The sequence below is a fragment of the Pseudomonas rosaeacicularis genome, assembly GCF_057128745.1.
The window spans coordinates 115,621-136,491 of sequence record NZ_JBSKHT010000001.1 but is presented as its reverse complement, the minus strand read 5'-3'; the positions used below and the strand labels follow the sequence as shown (position 1 = coordinate 136,491).

The 20,871-nt window shown below is 59.3% G+C and carries 20 protein-coding genes; 13 read left to right on the top strand and 7 right to left on the bottom strand.

Features of this window, described 5'->3' with window-relative positions; genetic code table 11:
- Positions 1-9: 9 nt before the first annotated feature.
- From lysA to ACWKWM_RS00625, 5 genes are read left to right on the top strand one after another with little or no spacing between them, the layout of a single operon-like run.
- Positions 10-1,257, top strand: coding sequence for a diaminopimelate decarboxylase (lysA, locus tag ACWKWM_RS00645; protein WP_483844269.1), 1,248 nt, complete (start codon positions 10-12; stop codon positions 1,255-1,257).
- Between the two features lie 5 nt (positions 1,258-1,262).
- Complete coding sequence (gene dapF / locus ACWKWM_RS00640; protein ID WP_483844268.1) at positions 1,263-2,093, top strand: diaminopimelate epimerase; 831 nt, start codon at positions 1,263-1,265, stop codon at positions 2,091-2,093.
- Positions 2,094-2,106: 13 nt separating this feature from the next.
- The gene (locus ACWKWM_RS00635) at positions 2,107-2,844 is read left to right on the top strand and encodes a DUF484 family protein (RefSeq protein WP_483844267.1); all 738 of its coding nucleotides are present in this window, start codon (positions 2,107-2,109) and stop codon (positions 2,842-2,844) included.
- 2 nt (positions 2,845-2,846) lie between these two features.
- Positions 2,847-3,752, top strand: a complete 906-nt coding sequence (gene xerC, locus ACWKWM_RS00630) for a tyrosine recombinase XerC (RefSeq protein WP_483844266.1) — start codon at positions 2,847-2,849, stop codon at positions 3,750-3,752.
- Entirely contained in the window at positions 3,742-4,437 is a 696-nt protein-coding gene (locus tag ACWKWM_RS00625; RefSeq protein WP_483844265.1) for an HAD family hydrolase, read from the top strand. The genes xerC and ACWKWM_RS00625 overlap by 11 nt, the downstream gene beginning before the upstream one ends.
- A gap of 174 nt (positions 4,438-4,611) precedes the next feature.
- Here the strand turns inward: ACWKWM_RS00625 and ACWKWM_RS00620 are convergent, their stop codons facing one another.
- The 4 genes from ACWKWM_RS00620 to glnK all read right to left on the bottom strand — a co-directional run bounded on the left by ACWKWM_RS00620 (position 4,612) and on the right by glnK (position 7,417).
- Positions 4,612-4,941, bottom strand: a complete 330-nt coding sequence (locus ACWKWM_RS00620; RefSeq protein ID WP_483844264.1) for a transcriptional regulator SutA — start codon at positions 4,939-4,941, stop codon at positions 4,612-4,614.
- A 100-nt stretch (positions 4,942-5,041) separates the two neighbouring features.
- Positions 5,042-5,467 (bottom strand): secondary thiamine-phosphate synthase enzyme YjbQ, encoded by a 426-nt coding sequence (locus ACWKWM_RS00615; RefSeq protein ID WP_483844263.1) that lies wholly within the window; start codon positions 5,465-5,467, stop codon positions 5,042-5,044.
- A 240-nt stretch (positions 5,468-5,707) separates the two neighbouring features.
- Positions 5,708-7,045: an ammonium transporter gene (locus ACWKWM_RS00610; protein ID WP_483844262.1), complete on the bottom strand. Its 1,338-nt coding sequence runs from the start codon at positions 7,043-7,045 to the stop codon at positions 5,708-5,710.
- Between the two features lie 33 nt (positions 7,046-7,078).
- Complete coding sequence (gene glnK, locus ACWKWM_RS00605) at positions 7,079-7,417, bottom strand: P-II family nitrogen regulator (RefSeq protein ID WP_002555808.1); 339 nt, start codon at positions 7,415-7,417, stop codon at positions 7,079-7,081.
- A 418-nt stretch (positions 7,418-7,835) separates the two neighbouring features.
- On the opposite strand from glnK, the gene ACWKWM_RS00600 reads away from it, so the two are divergent.
- The 5 genes from ACWKWM_RS00600 (at position 7,836) to ACWKWM_RS00580 (ending at position 11,045) form a co-directional block, all read left to right on the top strand.
- Positions 7,836-8,096, top strand: coding sequence for an accessory factor UbiK family protein (locus ACWKWM_RS00600; RefSeq protein WP_483844261.1), 261 nt, complete (start codon positions 7,836-7,838; stop codon positions 8,094-8,096).
- A gap of 219 nt (positions 8,097-8,315) precedes the next feature.
- Positions 8,316-9,809: a YifB family Mg chelatase-like AAA ATPase gene (locus tag ACWKWM_RS00595; protein ID WP_483844260.1), complete on the top strand. Its 1,494-nt coding sequence runs from the start codon at positions 8,316-8,318 to the stop codon at positions 9,807-9,809.
- A 61-nt stretch (positions 9,810-9,870) separates the two neighbouring features.
- Complete coding sequence (locus tag ACWKWM_RS00590) at positions 9,871-10,170, top strand: type II toxin-antitoxin system RelB/DinJ family antitoxin (protein ID WP_483844259.1); 300 nt, start codon at positions 9,871-9,873, stop codon at positions 10,168-10,170.
- Positions 10,157-10,345, top strand: coding sequence for a type II toxin-antitoxin system RelE/ParE family toxin (locus ACWKWM_RS00585; RefSeq protein ID WP_483844258.1), 189 nt, complete (start codon positions 10,157-10,159; stop codon positions 10,343-10,345). The genes ACWKWM_RS00590 and ACWKWM_RS00585 overlap by 14 nt, the downstream gene beginning before the upstream one ends.
- A gap of 298 nt (positions 10,346-10,643) precedes the next feature.
- The gene (locus tag ACWKWM_RS00580) at positions 10,644-11,045 is read left to right on the top strand and encodes an NUDIX hydrolase (protein WP_483844257.1); all 402 of its coding nucleotides are present in this window, start codon (positions 10,644-10,646) and stop codon (positions 11,043-11,045) included.
- 221 nt (positions 11,046-11,266) lie between these two features.
- Here the strand turns inward: ACWKWM_RS00580 and ACWKWM_RS00575 are convergent, their stop codons facing one another.
- Both ACWKWM_RS00575 and ACWKWM_RS00570 read right to left on the bottom strand, forming a co-directional pair.
- Positions 11,267-13,243, bottom strand: coding sequence for a methyl-accepting chemotaxis protein (locus ACWKWM_RS00575; protein ID WP_483844256.1), 1,977 nt, complete (start codon positions 13,241-13,243; stop codon positions 11,267-11,269).
- Between the two features lie 186 nt (positions 13,244-13,429).
- Positions 13,430-14,350 (bottom strand): LysR substrate-binding domain-containing protein, encoded by a 921-nt coding sequence (locus ACWKWM_RS00570; RefSeq protein ID WP_483844255.1) that lies wholly within the window; start codon positions 14,348-14,350, stop codon positions 13,430-13,432.
- Between the two features lie 164 nt (positions 14,351-14,514).
- Here ACWKWM_RS00570 and ACWKWM_RS00565 point away from each other — a divergent pair, with 164 nt between their 5' ends.
- Positions 14,515-15,897, top strand: coding sequence for a NorM family multidrug efflux MATE transporter (locus tag ACWKWM_RS00565; protein WP_483844592.1), 1,383 nt, complete (start codon positions 14,515-14,517; stop codon positions 15,895-15,897).
- 369 nt (positions 15,898-16,266) lie between these two features.
- On the opposite strand, the gene ACWKWM_RS00560 is transcribed toward ACWKWM_RS00565, so the two are convergent.
- Entirely contained in the window at positions 16,267-17,937 is a 1,671-nt protein-coding gene (locus tag ACWKWM_RS00560; RefSeq protein ID WP_483844254.1) for a putative bifunctional diguanylate cyclase/phosphodiesterase, read from the bottom strand.
- 199 nt (positions 17,938-18,136) lie between these two features.
- On the opposite strand from ACWKWM_RS00560, the gene rep reads away from it, so the two are divergent.
- The gene (gene rep / locus ACWKWM_RS00555; RefSeq protein ID WP_483844591.1) at positions 18,137-20,146 is read left to right on the top strand and encodes a DNA helicase Rep; all 2,010 of its coding nucleotides are present in this window, start codon (positions 18,137-18,139) and stop codon (positions 20,144-20,146) included.
- A gap of 35 nt (positions 20,147-20,181) precedes the next feature.
- The gene (locus ACWKWM_RS00550; RefSeq protein WP_483835140.1) at positions 20,182-20,754 is read left to right on the top strand and encodes a xanthine phosphoribosyltransferase; all 573 of its coding nucleotides are present in this window, start codon (positions 20,182-20,184) and stop codon (positions 20,752-20,754) included.
- The last annotated feature ends 117 nt before the right edge of the window (positions 20,755-20,871 follow it).

The window sequence follows — 20,871 nt, the reverse complement described above, 5'->3', positions numbered from 1 at the left end:
GGAATATTCATGGACGCCTTCAACTACCGCGACGGTGAGCTATTCGCGGAGGGAGTTGCGTTGTCAGCCATCGCCGAGCGCTTTGGTACGCCAACCTACGTTTACTCCCGCGCCCACATCGAAGCCCAATATCGCGCTTATGCCGATGCCCTGAGCGGCATGCCGCACCTGGTGTGCTTCGCTGTAAAAGCCAACTCCAACCTGGGCGTACTCAATGTCCTGGCGCGCATGGGCGCCGGTTTCGACATCGTGTCCCGGGGCGAACTGGAGCGTGTACTGGTCGCTGGCGGCCAGGCCGACAAGATTGTGTTCTCCGGCGTCGGCAAGACCCGCGAAGACATGCGCCGAGCGCTTGAAGTCGGCGTCCATTGCTTTAACGTCGAATCCACCGACGAGCTGGAGCGCCTGCAAACGGTAGCCGCTGAGCTGGGCGTTCGCGCCCCGGTTTCGCTACGGGTCAACCCGGACGTAGACGCCGGCACCCATCCGTACATCTCCACCGGTCTTAAAGAAAACAAATTCGGCATCGCCATCGCTGACGCCGAAGACGTGTATATCCGCGCTGCGCAATTGCCGAACCTTGAAGTGATCGGCGTGGATTGCCACATCGGCTCACAGCTGACCACCCTGGAACCCTTCGTCGATGCGCTTGATCGCCTGCTCGCGCTGGTTGATCGCCTCGCCGACTGCGGCGTTCTGCTGAACCACATCGATTTGGGCGGCGGTCTGGGCGTGCGTTATCGCGACGAAGAGCCACCGCTGGCCAGCGAATACATTAAAGCCGTGCGCGAGCGCCTTGAAGGCCGTGATCTGGCGCTGATGTTCGAGCCCGGTCGCTTCATCGTGGCCAACGCCGGTGTACTGCTGACCCGCGTCGAATACCTCAAGCACACCGAGCACAAGGATTTCGCCATCGTCGATGCGGCGATGAACGACCTGATCCGCCCGGCGCTATACCAGGCCTGGATGGACGTGACCGCTGTGCAGCCGCGTGACACTGCAACGCGCACGTACGACATCGTCGGCCCGATCTGCGAAACCGGTGATTTCCTGGCCAAGGAGCGCGAATTGGCGCTGGCCGAAGGCGACCTGCTGGCCGTGCATTCCGCTGGCGCCTATGGCTTCGTCATGAGTTCCAACTACAACACCCGCGGCCGTACCGCCGAAGTGCTGGTAGATGGCGGCGATGCGTTCGAAGTCCGTCGCCGTGAAACCGTGGCCGAGTTGTTTGCCGGCGAAAGCCTGTTGCCGGAGTAATTCCCATGCTGCTGCGTTTTACCAAGATGCATGGCCTGGGCAACGACTTCATGGTGCTGGACCTCGTCAGCCAGCACGCGCACATTTTGCCCAAGCACGCCAAGCAATGGGGCGACCGCCACACCGGTATCGGTTTCGATCAGCTGCTGCTGGTCGAGGCGCCGAGCAACCCGGATGTGGACTTTCGCTATCGTATTTTTAATTCCGACGGTTCCGAAGTCGAGCAGTGCGGCAACGGTGCACGCTGCTTTGCCCGCTTCGTTCTGGACAAGCGTCTGACCGCCAAGAAGCAGATCCGCGTCGAGACCAAGAGCGGCATCATCGAGCTGGATATTCGCAACGACGGACAGATCAGCGTCGACATGGGCGCGCCTCGTCTGGTGCCCGCTGATATCCCGTTCGATGCGCCCGCCCAGGCCGAAAGCTACAGCGTTGAAGTCGACGGCCAGAGTTTTGAGCTTGCCGCAGTGTCAATGGGCAATCCCCATGCGGTGCTGCGTGTCTACGACATAAACAATGCGCCCGTCCACACGCTGGGTCCGAAACTGGAACATCACCCGCGCTTCCCGGCCCGGGCAAACGTCGGCTTTTTGCACGTAGTCGATCGTCAGCGCGCACAATTGCGCGTCTGGGAACGCGGCGTCGGGGAAACCCAAGCCTGCGGTACCGGCGCCTGCGCCGCAGCAGTGGCCGCCATCAGCCAAGGCTGGATGGACTCGCCGTTGCTGATCGACCTGCCCGGCGGACGCCTGTCCCTCGAATGGGCGGGCCCCGGCCATCCGGTGCTGATGACTGGCCCGGCGGTTAGGGTCTTCGAAGGCCAAGTACGTCTATGAGCGAGATTATCCAATGACCGACCAGCCTCAGGCTTCAACCGACACGCCCAGCGAATCGCCTGCCGATAGCGCAGCGCCAACCCTTGAAGCCGAGGCGGTCGCAGCCTACTTGCAGCAACACCCGGAATTCTTCGCCGAACACGATGAGCTGCTGACGGCGATGCGCATTCCGCATCAGCGCGGCGACACCGTGTCGCTGGTGGAGCGCCAACTCAAGCTGCTGCGCGAACGCAACATAGAGATGCGTCACAGGCTTTCGCAATTGATGGACGTGGCCCGCGACAATGACCGCCTGTTCGATAAAACTCGCCGCCTGATCCTAAACCTGATGGATGCGACCAGCCTGGAAGAAATCGTCATCGCGGTGGAAGACAGCCTGCGTCAGGATTTTCAGGTGCCTTTTGTCGGCCTGATTCTGTTCAGCGAAAACCCGATGCCGGTCGGGCGCTGGGTCAGCAGCGAACAGGCGCAGAAAGCCGTGGGCGGCCTGATTTCTGGCGACAAGACCATCTGCGGCGCACTGCGCGAGCATGAGCTGGAGTTTCTGTTTGGTGCCGAGCAGAGCAAGGAGGTTGGTTCAACCGCCATCGTTGCGTTGAACCATCAAGGCTTGCACGGCCTGCTCGCCATTGGCAGCCGTGATCCGCAGCACTATAAAAGCTCGGTTGGCACGTTATTTCTGACGTACATCGCCGACGTGCTCGCGCGCTTGCTGCCTCGCCACACCAGCGCTTTGCGCTCGGTTCGCTAGCCATGCAAACGCACCTGGACGCTTACTGCACTCACCTGCGCAGTGAGCGCCAAGTGTCGCCGCACACGCTGGATGCTTATCGGCGCGACCTGAACAAAGTGCTCGCCTACTGCGAGAAACAACAAATCACGAGCTGGACCGCGCTGGACGTTCAATCCTTGCGCAGTCTGGTCGCACGCCTGCATCACCTAGGCCAGTCGTCCCGCAGTCTCGCCAGGCTGCTGTCCGCCGTGCGCGGTTTCTACCAATACCTCAATCGCGAAGGTATTTGCGAACACGATCCGGCCACCGGTCTATCGCCCCCAAAGGGTGAGAAGCGCCTGCCGAAAACCCTGGATGCCGACCGCACACTGCAATTGCTCGAAGGCGGCGTCGAGGATGATTTCCTGGCCCGCCGCGATCAGGCGATTCTGGAGCTCTTTTATTCTTCGGGACTGCGTTTATCCGAGCTTACCGGCCTGAACTGCGAGCAGTTGGATATCGCCGACGGGCTGGTTCAGGTACTGGGCAAGGGCAGCAAGACCCGCGTGCTTCCCGTTGGTAGCAAAGCCCGCGAGGCACTGACCGAGTGGCTCAAGCTGCGCTTGCTAGCGAATCCTCAGGACGACGCCGTGTTCGTCAGCCAGCAGGGTCGACGCTTGGGACCACGGGCCATTCAGCTGCGGGTTAAAGCAGCGGGTGAGCGCGAGCTGGGGCAGAACTTGCACCCGCACATGCTGCGTCACTCCTTCGCCAGCCATTTGCTGGAGTCCTCTCAGGATCTGCGCGCGGTGCAGGAATTGCTCGGTCACTCAGACATCTCCACCACTCAAATCTATACCCACCTAGACTTCCAGCATCTGGCGACGGTGTACGACAGCGCCCACCCGAGGGCCAAACGCAAGGGTTCTTCCGACCATGAGCATTAAGCTGATCACGTTTGATCTGGACGACACGCTGTGGGAAACCGCACCGGCGATTGTCGGTGCAGAAGCCTCTTTGCGAGACTGGCTGGCGGTGCACGCCCCAAAACTGGGCCCGGTTCCGGTCGAGCACTTGTGGGAAATCCGTGCGCGGCTGGTCGAGGCAGATCCAGGCTACAAGCACCGCATCAGTGCGCTGCGAAGGCGCGTGTTGTTTCATGCGCTCGAAGATGCCGGCTACGCTCATGCGCAGGCGCAAGATCTGGCCGATCAGGGTTTTGAAGTGTTTTTGCACGGCCGCCATCAACTGGATATCTTCCCGGAAGTGGTGCCAACGCTGGAGATTCTGACCAAGACCTACACACTGGGGGTCGTGACCAACGGCAACGCCGACGTGCGTCGGTTGGGGTTGGCGGATTACTTTTCCTTCGCCCTGTGCGCTGAAGACCTGGGCATCGGCAAACCCGATCCCGCTCCCTTCGTCGAAGCCCTTAAGCGTGGCAACGCAGACGCTCAGCACGCTGTGCATGTCGGCGACCACCCAGGCGACGACATCGCTGGCGCTCAACAGGCCGGCATGCGGGCGATCTGGTACAACCCGAGCGGTAAGCTGTGGGAAGCAGAAAAAGCGCCTGACGCCGAGATCAGCAGCCTGACGCAGTTGCCAGACGTCCTGGCCCGCTGGAGTTAAACGTCTGACCTGTAGGAGTTGCCGAGCCGCCGAAGGCTGCGATAGCGGAGTGTCAGACAAATTGCATCGCAGCCTTCGGCAGCTCCTACAAATGGGTCGCGTCGGCCGCAAATCCCACACACAAAAAAGCCCGCAGCGACAGCGGGCTTTTTCCAGCACGGCATCTGACACCCTTTAGATAGGGCGGCTACCGTACTTGTTGTCAGGCTTCTTGGGCGGATCGGCGACCACGTTGGCCTCCACTTCCTGCACCTTGCCGCCACGCGAGATGAACTCTTCCATCGCGCGAGCCAGGGCATCACGGTCTTTGTTTTTTGCCTCTACGCTCGGCAGTTCATCAACCGATACAGCGGCCTTAGCCTTGCCTTTGGCAGGAGTTACGGAGACTTCGGCGCCATCATCAACTTCCGAGCCATCCTCTTCGGGAGGAGCGGCAAGCTCCACACCATCTTCGCCTTCCAGATCGTCTTCCAGACCTTCGTTATCGATGTCGTCGTCGCTCATGTTCTACCTCATGACTTGCGAAAGCAGATTAGTTATAGCCCAGCTGTGCATAATTTCTAAGACAGGCGGAAAAAATTCAACACCCGCTGTTAACCAGCGGTCATGCCCTTTCACCCTGAAGGGTGGCAAGGACGTTACGCGCACCGCCTGCATCGCGATGCTCACCTAAATAAACACCCTGCCAGATCCCTAACGCGAGCCGCCCAGCCGTTATTGGCAGAACAAGCTGGCAGCCTAGCAAACTGGCTTTGAAGTGCGCAGGCAGGTCGTCGGGACCTTCGTCGTCATGCTCATATCCGTCCACGCTTTGAGGCACCAGACGGTTGAAGAAACGCTCGAAATCACGTCGCACTGCCGGGTCGGCGTTTTCGTTGATGGTCAACGACGCCGAGGTATGCTGCAGCCACAGATGCAACAGTCCGACACGGCATTCACGCAGTTGGGGAAGCCCTGCGATGAGCTCGTCGGTCACCAGATGAAATCCACGGGGCCTTGCCCGCAGGGTGATTCTGGTCTGTTGCCACATACAGTTCTCCGCCTGTCGGCGCGCATTCTAACGCGCTGGAAAAAAAAACAAAGCGCCTAATGAGCGACCTTGTTTGTAAGCCTCTCGCCAACGCTGATATGACTTCGCGATAACCTCGCCGCCGCCTGCAAACTACCGCTGAAACCGCAGCGGCTGTGTGCGAAAGCGTTGACGAACACGCTATCGACAAACGCCAGACAAAAAAATGCCCGGTCGCCCGGGCATTTTTTTCAAGCGTGATTACAAGTTGTAGCCACGTTCGTTGTGTTGCGCCAGATCGAGGCCGACCGCTTCTTCTTCTTCGGTTACACGCAGACCCATGACGGCGTCCAGAACCTTGAGGATGATGAAGGTCACGATGCCGGTGTAGACAACCGTGAAGCCTACGCCTTTGCACTGAATCCAGACTTGTGCAGCGATGTCAGTCACGGTGCCGAAGCCGCCCAGCGAAGGGGCTGCGAACACACCGGTCAGGATCGCGCCGAGGATACCGCCGATACCGTGAACGCCGAAGGCATCCAGGGAGTCGTCGTAGCCCATTTTGCGCTTGAGGGTAGTTGCGCAGAAGAAGCACACAATGCCTGCCGCCAGACCAATAATCAGACCGCCCATTGGGCCAACAGTACCGGCCGCTGGGGTGATTGCCACCAGACCTGCAACCACACCCGATGCGATACCCAGTGCGCTTGGCTTACCGTGGGTCAGCCATTCAGCGAACATCCAGCCCAGTGCTGCAGCGGCGGTCGCGATTTGGGTAACCAGCATCGCCATACCGGCAGTGCCGTTGGCTGCAGCAGCGGAGCCTGCGTTGAAGCCGAACCAGCCGACCCAGAGCATTGCCGCGCCAACCAGGGTGTAACCCAGGTTATGTGGAGCCATCGGGGTGGTCGGGAAACCTTTACGTTTGCCCAGCACCAGGCAAGCCACCAGACCTGCAACACCGGCGTTGATGTGAACAACCGTGCCGCCTGCGAAGTCGAGTACGCCCCAGTCCCACAACAGACCACCGACGCCGCTCCAGACCATGTGCGCAATTGGCGCGTAGACCAGAGTGAACCAGATGGCCATGAAGATCAGCATCGCGGAGAACTTCATACGTTCTGCGAAAGCACCGACGATCAAAGCGGGAGTGATGATGGCGAAGGTCATCTGGAAGGTGACGAACACCGCTTCAGGGAACAGCGCAGCCGGGCCAGTGATGCTGGCTGGGGTAATACCCGCCAGGAACGCCTTGCCCATGCCGCCGAAGAAGGAGTTGAAATTGACGACGCCTGCTTCCATACCGGTGGTGTCGAACGCAATGCTGTAGCCGTAAATGACCCACAGGATGCTGATCAGGCCGGTAATGGCAAAGCACTGCATCATCACGGAAAGAATGTTTTTCGAGCGAACCATGCCGCCGTAGAACAGTGCCAGACCGGGAATGGTCATGAACAGCACCAAAGCGGTCGAAGTCAGCATCCAGGCGGTGTCGCCTGAGTTGAGGACTGGGGCTGCCACTTCGTCTGCCGCCATGGCCAAGCCAGGGGTTACGAGGGACAACAGGGCTCCTAGCCCTGCGAATTGACGCAGAGTCATATTGTTTTCTCCTGGGGCGTTGGGGTTGGCGGCTTAGATTGCGTCGGTATCGGTTTCGCCGGTACGGATGCGAATGGCCTGTTCCAGATTAACCACGAAGATCTTGCCGTCACCGATCTTGCCAGTGTTGGCTGCTTTGGTTATCGCTTCGATAACCCGATCCAGATCCTTGTCGTCGATCGCAACATCGATCTTCACCTTGGGAAGGAAGTCGACTACATATTCCGCACCGCGATACAGCTCGGTGTGGCCTTTCTGACGTCCGAAGCCTTTGACTTCAGTTACCGTGATGCCCTGCACGCCGATTTCGGATAACGACTCGCGTACGTCATCCAACTTGAACGGCTTGATGATGGCAGTGACTAGCTTCATGAAACTTTCTCCCGAATTGGTGGACTTGCCCCAGGAAAACAAACCCGACTCAAGTCTAAGCGCAGTGTCTGGCTTTGTAACGCGTCGATGGCCTGAAACAGACCAGATCAACGCCAGAAAACCGCTCCTGACGAAACACTTCCCCGCTCCGCCTGTCGCACTGGATTCGTCACAGCGACTGCATCAGTGCATGGGTCATAAGCCACTAAGCAGAAAGCTTGCCATTTCATTGAATTCCACTGAATACAGCTAATCCATCGTCATCTGAGCAGTGCAGGTAGCCATCATCCAAGGGACACGCACAACAACAGTGCGCCAGTGCCCGGACGCATGCTCGATAAACGTGCACTCGCTACCCCAAAATGACTATAGACGCTGCGTGCTACACTGCTGCGCATCTGATTTACGGAAAACCATCATGCTCGCCCCAAAAGCCTTTCTCGATGCCGTCAGTGGCCACGCTTCCCGTCTGCTGAGTAGCGACACTCAACTACCCCGCAATGAATTCGAGACCCAGTTCAAAGCCCTCCTGCAAAGTGGCTTCAGCAAACTGGATTTGGTCAGCCGGGAAGAATTTGACAGCCAGATGATCGTCCTCGCCCGCACCCGCGCCCGCCTCGAAGCGCTGGAAGCCAAAATGGCCGAGATGGAAGCTAAGCTCGCGCCGCCGGCGGATTGATTAACGCGCTGACTCTGTACGAGCGAATTCCTTCGCGAGACTTCAGTTCAGGCGATACATCTGCATTGCCTTGAAATGCATTCCGAATGAATTCTCCCCTAAAGGCGGGTGCCCGTCGCCACGAAACACCCTGAACCTTTTCGCTCCAGCTGTTCCCCTCCTTGATGACTATCCTTTGCCACACCGCAGGACGCGGTCTGTCTCCATCAAGGAATGTCTATGTCCCTCGCTATCGTCCACAGCCGCGCTCAGGTCGGCGTTGAAGCGCCCGCCGTGACTGTTGAATGCCATCTGGCGAACGGCCTGCCAACACTGACGCTGGTGGGGTTACCCGAAGGCGCGGTGAAGGAGAGCAAGGACCGGGTGCGCAGCGCCATTCTCAATTGCGGACTGGAGTTTCCAGCACGGCGCATCACCCTCAATCTGGCACCTGCGGATCTGCCCAAAGACGGCGGACGATTCGATCTGGCGATTGCATTGGGACTGCTGGCAGCCAGCGCGCAAGTCCCGGCACTCGCGCTGCAAGCCGTAGAATGCTTGGGTGAGTTGGCGCTGTCGGGGGCGATTCGACCGGTGCAGGGAGTGTTGCCAGCCGCGCTGGCTGCGCGCGAGGCCGGGCACACGCTGATCGTCCCGGCAGTCAACGCCGAAGAGGCCTGTCTGGCATCGGGCCTGCGCGTTATCGCAGTCAATCACTTGCTTGAACTGGTTGCGCACCTGAACGGCCGCAGCCCTATCGCGCCCTATCAGTCCAAAGGGTTGATCCTGCAAACCCGGCCCTATCCTGATCTCAGCGAAGTGCAAGGCCAGGCCGCTGCAAAGCGCGCCTTGCTGGTGGCCGCGGCGGGCGCCCATAACCTGCTGTTCAGCGGCCCGCCCGGCACCGGCAAAACCTTGCTTGCCAGTCGCTTGCCGGGGCTGTTGCCGCCGCTCGATGAATACGAAGCGCTGGAAGTTGCGGCCATCCAATCGGTGGCCAGCCATACGCCGCTGACCAGTTGGCCACAGCGCCCGTTCCGCCAACCCCATCACTCGGCTTCCGGTCCGGCGCTGGTCGGTGGCGGTAGTCGTCCACAACCCGGCGAGATTACATTGGCGCATCACGGAGTGCTGTTTCTGGACGAATTACCCGAGTTCGACAGGCGCGTGCTCGAGGTCTTGAGGGAGCCTCTGGAGTCCGGCCATATCGTGATTTCCCGGGCTAGGGATCGGGTGCGATTCCCGGCGCGTTTTCAGTTGGTCGCCGCCATGAACCCCTGCCCGTGTGGCTATCTGGGTGAGCCAACGGGACGCTGCCGCTGTTCGACGGATCAAATCCAGCGCTATCGAAACAAACTGTCCGGGCCGCTGCTGGACCGCATTGACCTGCACCTGACCGTCGCCCGGGAAACCACTTCACTCACGCCGACGCCCCAAAAAGGGGACGATAGCGCCAGCGCATCGCTGCTCGTCGCAGAAGCGCGGGAACGCCAGCAAAAACGCCAGGGATGCGCCAACGCGTTCCTCGACCTCCCCGCGTTGCGCCAACACTGCGCACTGACCGCCGAAGACGAAGCCTGGCTTGAAACCGCCTGCGAGCGGCTCACCTTATCGCTGCGAGCCGCTCACCGATTGCTCAAAGTCGCCCGAACCCTGGCCGACCTTGAGCGCGTCGATGCCATCGCCCGCCGCCATATCGCCGAGGCGTTGCAGTATCGGCCGTCGAGTAACTGATGAACGACATTGCCTGTATCTCGAATGAGATACATAGTCAGCCTTTTCAGGAGAGATGGAAATGGCGACCCACACCTCAATGCTGCACGTGCGAATAGATGACGAACTCAAGGTTCAGGCGGCGGCGAACCTGGCAAAATTTGGACTTACGGTATCTGATGCCGTCAGAATTTTATTGACCCGCGTGGCGAAAGAGGGGGCCCTCCCGCCGGGCTTTACCAGCGATTCAGATGCCTACGACACCTGGTTTCGCGCCAAAGTGCGTGAAGCCATGGAAGATGCTGCGCCGGCTATGTCACACGAACAGGTGATGGCCGATGCTCAAGCGTTGATAGACAGGAAGCGTCGTGCCGAAAATTGAATGGAGCGGACCTGCCAGAAAAGATTTTCTGGCAATCATCGATTACATCTCGGACGTAAATCCCCAGGCTGCGCAATGCTTGAAAGATGAAATCCAGACACGGATAGCGCAATTACTTCAACACCCGCGACTGTATAAATCTGGCCGGGTGGAGGGCACACGCGAATGGTCGTGAAGCCAAACTATCTGGTGATCTACTGCGAGAGTCCTACCGCGATCTTGATATTACGAATTCTGTACGCCGCACGCCAATGGCCTGCAAGCAATGGTCACTAATCCATGGTGCGATTCGCGTTGCCGGTCCCCTGCTGGACGCAGGTGATCATGCACGACATCTAATCGGTCGCCTCAAAGGGCCGCAATGCCAGATTGCATAACTCCCCCCACAGCTCCGTACACCCTCGCTCTTGCTCACCAGCAAGCGCAGCCTGGTCAAAGTTCTTACACTAGGCCTTTTGAATTAAGGGCTCATCGTGACTGAATCAATTCGCATTGCTGCCGCCCTACTGATCGGTTCTGACGGAAAGACCCTATTGGTACGCAAGCGCGGTACACATTCGTTTATGCAACCGGGCGGTAAGATCGAACCCGGCGAGCAGCCAGTGGATGCTTTGGCTCGCGAGCTAAAAGAGGAGCTAGGAATACGGATGGATCCAGCTCAAGCGCATTTCTTAGGTACGTACAGTGCTCAGGCAGCGAACGAGCCGGGCTTTGATGTGCATTGCGAGCTTTTCAAGGTTGTCATCAACGTTCCAGTTCATGCCGCTGCTGAAATCGAAGAAGCGGTGTGGGTCGATCGGCATAGTTACCAACAGATGCAGTTGGCGCCATTGACCCTCAATAGTGTCATGCCTATCTATCTGGACATCTGTTAAGCAGCCGGTGGAATCAGGCCCAGCGCGCAGGTTCGGGGCAGTGATCAGCTTCGCGGGCAAGCCTCGCCCCAACGGGGTGAGCGTTGAACTAAGCTGTCCGAGGACAGCATATCCATTGTGGGAGCGGACCTGTCCGCGAAGAAGCCAGTTTGGCGAACAGGTATTTGCCGCCAAAACGCAATCGCGGGCAAGCGCGCCCCTACGAATCTAAACCGCAGGTTTTACCGAAACCGATCAACCTCGCGCCGCAAATCCGCCGCCAATGCGTTCAGCTCTTGCGCGGTAACAGCCAGGTTTGACACCACTTCACGTTGCTCGCTGTTAGCCAGCGCAATGCTTTGCAGGTTGCTGCTGAGCAAGGTCGCAGTGTTGCTTTGTTCCTGGGTGGCGGTGGTGATGGCGGCAAATTGCTCGCCTGCTGAGCGGCTTTGCTCGTCAATCTGAGCCAGGGCCGCCGCGACCTTGGCGTTGCGCGACAACCCTTCCTGCATCAACGTGTTGCCCTGCTCCATGGTGCTGATGGCGTTGCCGGTTTCCTGCTGGATGCTGGTGATCATGCCGGAAATCTCGTCGGTCGCCTGACGTGTGCGCGATGCGAGATTTCGCACCTCGTCGGCTACCACAGCAAAGCCGCGCCCTTGCTCACCGGCACGCGCCGCTTCAATTGCAGCGTTAAGCGCCAGCAGGTTGGTTTGCTCGGCGATCGAGGTGATGACGCTGACAATGCCGCCGATTTCCTGCGAGCGCTGACCGAGGGTGTCGATCACGGTAGCCGTGCTGCTGAGCGAGCCAGCGATCTGCTCCAGCGACGCCGAAGCCTCATGCATCGAAGCGCGGCCAATGCGGGTTTGTTGCGCGTTGCCCTGAGCCAGGCGCTCGGTATGACCCATGTTGTCGGCAATGTTCAAGGCCGTGGCGCTGAACTCCTCGACCGCCCCCGCCATGCTGGTGATCTCGCCCGATTGCTGCTCCATGCCTTCATAAGCGCCGCCCGACAGGCCAGACAACGCGTGCGCCCGACTGCTGACTTCCTGCGCGGCGATGCGGATGTGCGACACCATGGTCGACAGCGCTTCGCCCATCTTGTTGAAGCTGCCAGCCAACTGACCGATTTCATCGTGGCTGGTCACGTTCGAGCGCACGCTCAGATCACCTGCGCCCAGAGCCTCGGCCTGATTGACCAGATCGGACAACGGCTTGAGCTTGCTGCGCAGCAACCAGATCGCCGCACCGACCGCGATCAGCATCGACAGCAGGCTGCCGATGGCGAGTTGAGTGCCGACACTCCAAGTGACTGCGCTGATTTCCTCTTCCGGCATGTTGGCCAGCACGGCCCACGGGCCACCGGAAAACGGTGCGGCTACGGTGTAGATCTCGTTACTACCGTCCTGCCAGATCTGGCCTTTGCCCGGCTGTTTGACGAAGCTCGCCAAGGTTTTGCTTGCCTGATCCAGGTCGGCCACACCCGCGGGAGGTACCAACCAACGGTCTTGCTCGTCAAGCAGCGCCAAGGACCCGGTCGAACCGATTCGGAAGTTTTTCAGGTTTTCGAACTGCGCTTTCTGCGCATCGGTGTAATCGAATCCTACGAACAGTACGGCGATAACCTTGCCCGCCGCATCACGTACAGGGGTGTATTGAGTCATGTATGAGCGATCAAACAACAGCGCGCGGCCGACATATTCCTGCCCCGCCAACAGGCGCTCGTAAGCAGGGTGTTTGTGATCAAGCAGCGTGCCGATTGCCCGCGAGCCGTCCTGCTTGGTCAGCGACGTGCTGATGCGCACGAAATCTTCGCCGCTGCGCACAAAAACAGTGGCCACGCCGGCAGTCATTTTGCGGAAGTCATCGACCTGGTCGAAATTGTTGTTAAGCGGGTTGCCATCCAGAATCAACGCAGGCGTTTGCACTGCTGCAACGCTGATCTGCTGATCAGTCTGCAGCGTGAGCCCGCTGCTGAAGCGTTTTTCAAACAGACCGCTCAGGCGCTGGGTGCTGTCACGCAACGTGCTGTGGAACGTATTAAGTTGATCAGCCAGCAATCTCGCCTCGCTGCCCATATGTTCTTCACGAATCGCAAGGTTAGCGGTGTCCAGTGAGCGCAAAGCAAACAGCGTACTGCCACTGATCACTATCGCGAGAATCACTGCCAGAGCAATTCCCAGCTGGGATGCAATTCGGGCACGAGGTTGAGACATGGAGACTCCCTGACCGAACGACCGGATCATCCTGATCCCGACTGCACGTTCGGACTAATTTAATGAAGGTTTTTTCGTGAGCCGCTTTGAACAAAAGGCTCTTGTATTACGGATTCGGCTGACAGCAAAAATACTTGAGTCCCACGCCCGGATAACGAACTCCGGCACGGCGATCAAGGTTACGGGTTATTTCAGAATAGTGACCTCCGGCATCTCCATGGCCTGCACCTCCGCTTGCAGGAAGTCACTGAGCCGGCGCAGACGATCACCGCCCGCCCGCGTCTTCGGCCAGACCAGATAGTAATTCTCGCCACTGACCACCGCCGTTCGCCAAGGCAGGCTCAAACGTCCCTGCGCAACGTCTTCAGCGACCATCAGCAAATCGCCCATGGAGACGCCATACCCGCGCGCGGCGGCAATCATGCCGAGCTCCAGGGTATCGAACACCTGGCCGCCCTTGAGCGAAACCTGATCGGACAAACCCATCCGCTCAAGCCAACTGCGCCAGTCACGACGGTCCGGCGTGGGGTGCAGCAGCTCGGCGCTGGCCAACCGCTCGACATCCCATGGTCGGTCCTCTAGCAACGTCGGCGCCCCAACCGGAATCAGCAGTTCGGGAAATAGGTAGGTCGCTTCCCATTCGGGCGGGAAATGGCCTCGGCTGAGCAGTACCGCGCAATCAAAAGGCTCCTGGGTGAAATCTACGTTGTCGATGTCCATCCAGGCGCTGGTCAGTTGCACTTCGTTGCCCACCTGCAGATGACGAAAACGGCTCAGGCGCGCCAGCAGCCAGCGCATGGTCAGCGTCGACGGCGCCTTCATGCGCAGGATGCCCTCTTCGGCGAAGAGCGTGCTGCACGCCCGCTCCAGCGCAGAAAACCCCTCACGTATGCCCGGCAGCAAGGTGCGCGCCGCTTCGGTCAATTGCAGATTGCGACCGTTGCGCTGAAACAAGCGGCAGGCAAAGTGATCCTCAAGGGTGCGGATGTGCCGACTCACAGCGCTTTGGGTGATCGACAGTTCTTCGGCGGCGCGCGTGAATGAAGCATGCCGGGCCGCGGCTTCAAATGCTCGGAGCGCATACAACGGCGCAAGACTTCGGGACATCAGGGCTTCCTCATTCCATCGCTACAGCACTGGGCGCCAACTGTAGCTCAAAGCTCGCATGAGTTTTACTCATGCTCAGGATCGGATTTATCCCTTTGTGCGAATTCGCCTTAGCCACCAGAATGTGCGGCTCTTAGATGCCCGCAAATCCGAGCGCCACGACCATGCATCAGCACGCCTTCAAAGAACTCTGGATCATCCTGCGCCTTGCCGGACCGCTGATTGCGTCCCAGATGGCGCACATGCTGATGGTCTTCACCGACACGGTGATGATGGGCCAACTGGGCCCGGAAGCCTTGGCCGGCGGCGGTTTGGGCGCGGCCAGTTACAACTTCATTTCTTTCTTTTGCGTTGGCGTGATGGCAGCAGTCGGCACGCTGGTCGCCATTCGCCATGGCGCCAATGACGCAGCTGGGGCCACCAAACTCGCTCAAGCGGGGCTCTGGCTGGCGTGGGGCATGGCGCTGATCGCCGCGTTGATCCTTTGGAATCTTGAGCCACTGCTGCTCAAGTTCGGCCAGGTCGAAGCCAACGTGCACATGGCCAGTCAGTTTCTCATCACCCTCCCCCTCGCCCTCCCGGGCCTGTTGAGCTTCATGGCGCTGCGCGGCTTCACCAGCGCACTGGGTCGCGCAGGTCCTGTCATGGCCATCAGCCTGGGGGGCGCGGCCGCAAACTTTGCCCTCAACTACGCGTTCATTCATGGCCTGTTCGGTTTGCCGCACTGGGGTTTGATGGGCATCGGGCTGGTGACCGCCATCGTCACTAACGCCATGGCGATCATCCTGGCGCTGCACATTCGCTATCACCGGGCGTATGCGGCGTATCCGATTCACGTCGGCTTGATGAACCTGTCGCGCACTTGTCTGAAAGAGCTCTGGCGTCTGGGTTTGCCAATTGGTGGGACGTACGCCGTAGAAGTGGGCCTTTTCACCTTCGCAGCGTTCTGCATGGGCGCCATGGGCAGCTCTCAGATGGCCGCGCATCAGATCTCGCTGCAGTCGGTGTCGATGGCATTCATGATTCCGGTAGGCATTTCCTACGCGGTGACCATGCGCATCGGCTTGCACTACGGTGCGGGCAACTTGCTGCTGGCGCGGACGGCCGGGCGCATGGGCATCGCTTTTGGCGGTCTGGTGATGCTGGCTTTTGCGTTTCTGTTCTGGCTCGCGCCACACGCGGTGATTGGCCTGTTTCTGGACATCGACAATCCGCAGTACCAGGACACTGTCGAGCTGGCGGTCAAACTGCTGGCCATCGCGGCATGGTTTGAATTGCTCGATGGCACGCAGACCATTGCAATGGGCGCGATTCGCGGCTTCAAGGATGCCAAGACCACGTTCCTGATCGGGTTCGCGAGCTACTGGATCGTCGGCGCGCCAGCCGCATGGGGTTTTGGCTTCATCGCCAATCAAGGCGCGGTCGGCGTCTGGTGGGGGCTGGCGCTGGGGCTGCTGTGTTCAGCGATTGCGCTGACCTACGCGTTCGAGCGCAAAGCCGGGCAGTTGCTTCGCAAGGAAGCGTCGGGCGTGCCGGTGATGGGCTAGACCCCGAGAGGTCATTTGTAGGAGCGCGCTTGCCCGCGATTGCGATCTCCCTGTTTTATCGTCGCTGATGGATACGACGCTTCGCGAACAAGTTCGCTCCTACAGGATTTGTGTCGCTTGCGCGTTTGATCGTGTGATGGTGTCGCGATTTGCTTCTGCCGGAGGGCGTAGGAGTCCGGCTTGCCGACGATGGGTTGCGTAGCGGCCCCCATTCAAAATTCGGCTCAACCTGACAACCGCATCCACCGATTTTGCTGCCGGGGCCCGGCAGATCGCCTGCAAGCAGGGATCCTACGGGCTGCGACCAGAATCAACAGCACTCGCGAACAAGTTCGCTCCTACAGGGTTTGCTCGGCTTGGCGATCGCGCCTAGAGGGTCTGGCCGGCTTGCGCCTTGCCTTGCCCGAACATCAAATACCCCATCAATTCCGGCAACGCCAGCGGATGGCTGATTAGGAAGCCCTGCACCTGATCGCATTTGAAACTGCGCAGCAACGCCAGCTGTTCTGCGGTTTCGACGCCTTCGGCGACGACCTCCAGGTTGAGGTTATGTGCCAGGTTGATCATCGCGTGGACCAGCTTGCGGTTTTCCTCGCGCTGTTCCATTTCGCCGACGAAGCTTTTATCGATCTTCAGCAACGTGATCGGCAGGCTGTTGAGGTGCACGAAGGACGAAAAGCCGGTGCCGAAATCATCCAGCGAAAACCTGATGCCCAGGCGGCCCAGCGCGTCCATGGTCTGCTTGACCAGATCGCTGCGACGCATTACTGCGGTTTCCGTCAGCTCGAATTCCAGCCATTGCGCGTCGATGCCTCGCTCAGCGATCAAACGGCTGAGCGTGGCCAGCAGCTGATTATCCTGAAACTGGCGAAACGACAGATTGATCGCCATGTGCAGCGGCGGTATCCCTTGCTCGCGCAAGGTCTGCATATCGCGCAGGGCACGGGAGATCACCCAGTAACCCAGCGGCACGATCAGGCCGCTTTGTTCGGCGAGCGGCACGAACTCGCTAGGGGGAAGCAAACCACGCTCGGCATGCCGCCAGCGCACCAATGCCTCCAGACCGAGAATCTTGCCGCTGTTCAGACACAAACGCGGCTGGTAGTGCAGCTCCAGTTCGTCGCGACGCAACGCCCGGCGCAGCTCGCTTTCAAGGTCCGCCAGGCTACGTGCGTTGCGATTGATACGCTCATTGAAGACATGAAAAGTGCAGCCCTGCGTCCCTTTAGCCTGCTGCATGGCGATGTGGGCATGCCACATCAGCGGATCGGCGCCGTTCTGCGCGCGGGCGTGAGCAATCCCGAGGCTGCAACCGATCAACAAACTTTCGCCATCAACCCAATAGGGCTCCGACAACGCTTCGGTGATGCGCTCGGCCATCCACTCCGCACGATTGGGCGCGCGGCGAGTATCGATCAACAACGCAAATTCGTCGCTGCCCAAGCGGGCCAACTGATCGCAGGCTTCGAGCTGGCCCTTCATGCGCGCAACCACTTGCAGAATCAGGCGATCGCCAGCCTGGTGCCCCAATGCGTCATTGGCGCGACGAAAGTTATCCAGATCCAGATGCCCAAGCGCCAGCCCGCGACCGTCGTATTCAGCCAGACGCGCAGCGAGTAGGGTCTGAAAGCCCTGACGATTAGCGATGCCGGTCAGGGGATCCTGTTCGGCCAAACGCTGCAGGGTGCTTTCGAGCAACCCACGTTCGCGCACATGACGCAGGCAGCGGCGCAGGCTGTGAGCGTCCAAGGAGTCACGCACCAGCCAGTCGGCAACGCCGCTGGGCTCGTGTTCAGGCTCGGCATCGAGCAGCAGCACCACAGGGAATTTGCATTGGCCGGCCGGTGGTTGAAGTGCGGGGGTGGTGAAGATGACAGTGTTGTGGGGAATGCCTGAAGGATCGCCGACAGCGTCCCAACCCGATACACACACCAGGACAGTGGTTTCTCCGAGCGGAGCCAGGCACTCGCGCACCAACACTGACCATTCTGGCGTCTCGGCCAGTAGCAGCACACGCAAGGTTTCGACAGGCGTAGACAAGCTAGCTCCCCACACAAACAAAATACGTTGCCCCCCTCAAACGAGGGTCGTCAATCGCGGGAATTTTCCGCGTGATGCGCAAATGTAACAAAACGGCGAAATATAGATAGCGCGGTGCATCACAGGTCAGACGGTCGCTGCACAAACCGTCCAGCCTGTTAAAATGCCCGCCCATTTCGCCAGCGACTCCCTTTTCGTCATGTCCCGACTCAATCCTCGGCAACAAGAAGCCGTGAACTACGTCGGCGGCCCTCTTTTGGTGCTCGCCGGTGCGGGTTCCGGCAAGACCAGCGTGATCACGCGCAAAATCGCCCATCTGGTGCAGAACTGCGGAATTCGTGCCCAATACATCGTCGCCATGACCTTTACCAATAAGGCCGCGCGGGAGATGAAAGAACGGGTCGGCACGCTGCTCAAGGGCGGCGAAGGTCGCGGTTTGACCGTATCGACGTTCCACAATCTAGGCCTGAACATCATCCGCAGGGAACATGTACGGCTTGGCTACAAACCGGGGTTTTCGATCTTTGACGAGACTGACGTCAAAGCGCTGATGACCGACATCATGCAGAAGGAATATTCGGGCGAAGACGGCGTCGACGAGATCAAGAACATGATCGGCTCCTGGAAAAACGACCTGATCCTGCCGCCCGAAGCGCTGGCCAACTCGCGCAATCCGAAAGAACAGACCGCTGCCATCGTCTACACCCACTACCAGCGTACCCTCAAGGCGTACAACGCAGTGGATTTCGACGACCTGATCCTGCTGCCGGTGAAGCTGTTCGAAGACAATCCGGACATCCTGGAAAAGTGGCAGAACAAGGTCCGCTACCTGCTGGTGGACGAGTATCAAGACACCAACGCCAGCCAGTATTTGATGGTGAAGCTGCTGATCGGCACCCGATGCCAGTTCACCGTGGTCGGGGACGACGATCAGTCGATCTACGCCTGGCGCGGCGCCCGCCCTGAAAACCTGATGTTACTCAAGGACGATTATCCGTCGCTCAAAGTGGTCATGCTGGAGCAGAACTACCGCTCCACCAGCCGGATTCTCCGCTGCGCCAACGTGCTGATTTCCAATAACCCCCATGCGTTCGAAAAGCAGCTGTGGAGCGAGATGGGCCACGGCGACGAGATCCGCGTGATCCGTTGTCGCAACGAAGACGCCGAAGCCGAGCGCGTCGCCGTCGAAATCCTCAGCCTGCACCTGCGCACCGACCGGCCATACAGCGATTTCGCGATTTTGTATCGCGGTAACTATCAGGCCAAGCTGATCGAACTCAAGCTGCAGCACCATCAGGTGCCCTATCGCCTGTCCGGTGGTAACAGCTTCTTCGGACGTCAGGAAGTCAAAGACCTGATGGCCTACTTTCGCCTGCTGGTCAATCCGGACGACGACAACGCATTCTTGCGCGTGATCAACGTGCCGCGCCGGGAAATCGGCTCCACGACCCTGGAAAAGCTAGGCAACTACGCCACTGAGCGCAAAGTTTCGATGTACGCCGCCACCGATGAAATCGGTTTGGGCGAGCATCTGGACGGTCGTTTTACCGACCGCCTGAAGCGCTTCAAGCACTGGATGGACGGCGTGCGTCAGCAATGCGCGCAAAATGACCCGATTGCCGCCCTGCGCAGCATGGTCATGGACATCGATTACGAAAACTGGATTCGTCAGAACAGCTCTAGCGATAAGGCAGCGGACTACCGCATGGGCAACGTCTGGTTCCTTATCGAGGCGTTGAAGAACACGCTGGAAAAGGACGAAGAAGGCGGCATGACCATCGAGGAAGCCATCGGAAAACTGGTCCTGCGCGACATGCTCGAGCGTCAGCAGGAGGAAGAAGACGGCGCTGAAGGCGTGCAGATGATGACGTTGCACGCGTCCAAGGGCCTGGAATTCCCTTACGTGTTCATCATGGGCATGGAGGAGGAAATCCTCCCGCACCGCTCCAGTATCGAGGCCGATACGATTGAGGAAGAACGCCGCCTGGCGTACGTGGGTATTACCCGCGCGCGGCAGACGCTGGCCTTCACTTTCGCCGCCAAGCGCAAGCAGTACGGCGAGATCATCGATTGCTCGCCCAGCCGTTTTCTCGATGAACTGCCCCCGGACGATCTGGCTTGGGAAGGCAACGACGACACACCGACAGAAGTGAAAGCCGTTCGCGGCAATACGGCATTGGCGGACATCCGCGCCATGCTCAAAAGATAATCTTAACTGCGCATTTGCGCGCCTGAGGCCCCGCCGTGGAAGCACTGCACAAGAAAATTCGCGAAGAAGGCATCGTCCTCTCCGACCAGGTATTGAAGGTCGACGCGTTCCTTAACCATCAGATCGACCCGGTGCTGATGCAGCAGATCGGCGACGAATTCGCTCGCCTGTTTGCTGATTCAGGCGTGACCAAAATTGTCACCATTGAAGCCTCGGGGATCGCCCCGGCAGTCATGACCGGCCTGAAACTGGGCGTGCCAGTGATTTTCGCGCGCAAGCATCAATCGCTGACCCTGACTGAAAACCTGCTGTCGGCTACGGTGTATTCGTTTACCAAGCAGGTCGAAAGCACCGTCGCAATTTCCCCCCGCCATCTGACCAGCAGTGACCGGGTGCTGGTCATCGATGATTTCCTGGCCAACGGCAAGGCGTCCCAGGCATTGATATCGATCATCAAACAGGCGGGCGCAACTGTGGCGGGTCTGGGCATTGTGATCGAAAAGTCGTTCCAGGGCGGGCGGGCCGAGCTGGATGCTCAGGGCTATCACGTGGAGTCGCTGGCGCGGGTCAAGTCGCTGAAAGATGGCGTTGTAACGTTCGTGGAGTAAGCAATGTGCACAACTGTAGGAGCGCGCTTGCCCGCGAAGACGTCGTAACATTCGGTGCACCTCTGGCGACTGGAATATCGCTTTCGCGGGCAAGCGCGCTCCTACAGACCCAAGCGC

Excerpts from the sequence above, each read along its gene's own strand:
- lysA (WP_483844269.1), top strand. The coding sequence starts at position 10 with ATGGACGCCTTCAACTACCGCGACGGTGAGCTATTCGCGGAGGGAGTT.
- dapF (WP_483844268.1), top strand. The coding sequence starts at position 1,263 with ATGCTGCTGCGTTTTACCAAGATGCATGGCCTGGGCAACGACTTCATG.
- ACWKWM_RS00635 (WP_483844267.1), top strand. The coding sequence starts at position 2,107 with ATGACCGACCAGCCTCAGGCTTCAACCGACACGCCCAGCGAATCGCCT.
- xerC (WP_483844266.1), top strand. The coding sequence starts at position 2,847 with ATGCAAACGCACCTGGACGCTTACTGCACTCACCTGCGCAGTGAGCGC.
- ACWKWM_RS00625 (WP_483844265.1), top strand. The coding sequence starts at position 3,742 with ATGAGCATTAAGCTGATCACGTTTGATCTGGACGACACGCTGTGGGAA.
- ACWKWM_RS00620 (WP_483844264.1), bottom strand. The coding sequence starts at position 4,941 with ATGAGCGACGACGACATCGATAACGAAGGTCTGGAAGACGATCTGGAA.
- ACWKWM_RS00615 (WP_483844263.1), bottom strand. The coding sequence starts at position 5,467 with ATGTGGCAACAGACCAGAATCACCCTGCGGGCAAGGCCCCGTGGATTT.
- ACWKWM_RS00610 (WP_483844262.1), bottom strand. The coding sequence starts at position 7,045 with ATGACTCTGCGTCAATTCGCAGGGCTAGGAGCCCTGTTGTCCCTCGTA.
- glnK (WP_002555808.1), bottom strand. The coding sequence starts at position 7,417 with ATGAAGCTAGTCACTGCCATCATCAAGCCGTTCAAGTTGGATGACGTA.
- ACWKWM_RS00600 (WP_483844261.1), top strand. The coding sequence starts at position 7,836 with ATGCTCGCCCCAAAAGCCTTTCTCGATGCCGTCAGTGGCCACGCTTCC.
- ACWKWM_RS00595 (WP_483844260.1), top strand. The coding sequence starts at position 8,316 with ATGTCCCTCGCTATCGTCCACAGCCGCGCTCAGGTCGGCGTTGAAGCG.
- ACWKWM_RS00590 (WP_483844259.1), top strand. The coding sequence starts at position 9,871 with ATGGCGACCCACACCTCAATGCTGCACGTGCGAATAGATGACGAACTC.
- ACWKWM_RS00575 (WP_483844256.1), bottom strand. The coding sequence starts at position 13,243 with ATGTCTCAACCTCGTGCCCGAATTGCATCCCAGCTGGGAATTGCTCTG.
- ACWKWM_RS00570 (WP_483844255.1), bottom strand. The coding sequence starts at position 14,350 with ATGTCCCGAAGTCTTGCGCCGTTGTATGCGCTCCGAGCATTTGAAGCC.
- ACWKWM_RS00565 (WP_483844592.1), top strand. The coding sequence starts at position 14,515 with ATGCATCAGCACGCCTTCAAAGAACTCTGGATCATCCTGCGCCTTGCC.
- rep (WP_483844591.1), top strand. The coding sequence starts at position 18,137 with ATGTCCCGACTCAATCCTCGGCAACAAGAAGCCGTGAACTACGTCGGC.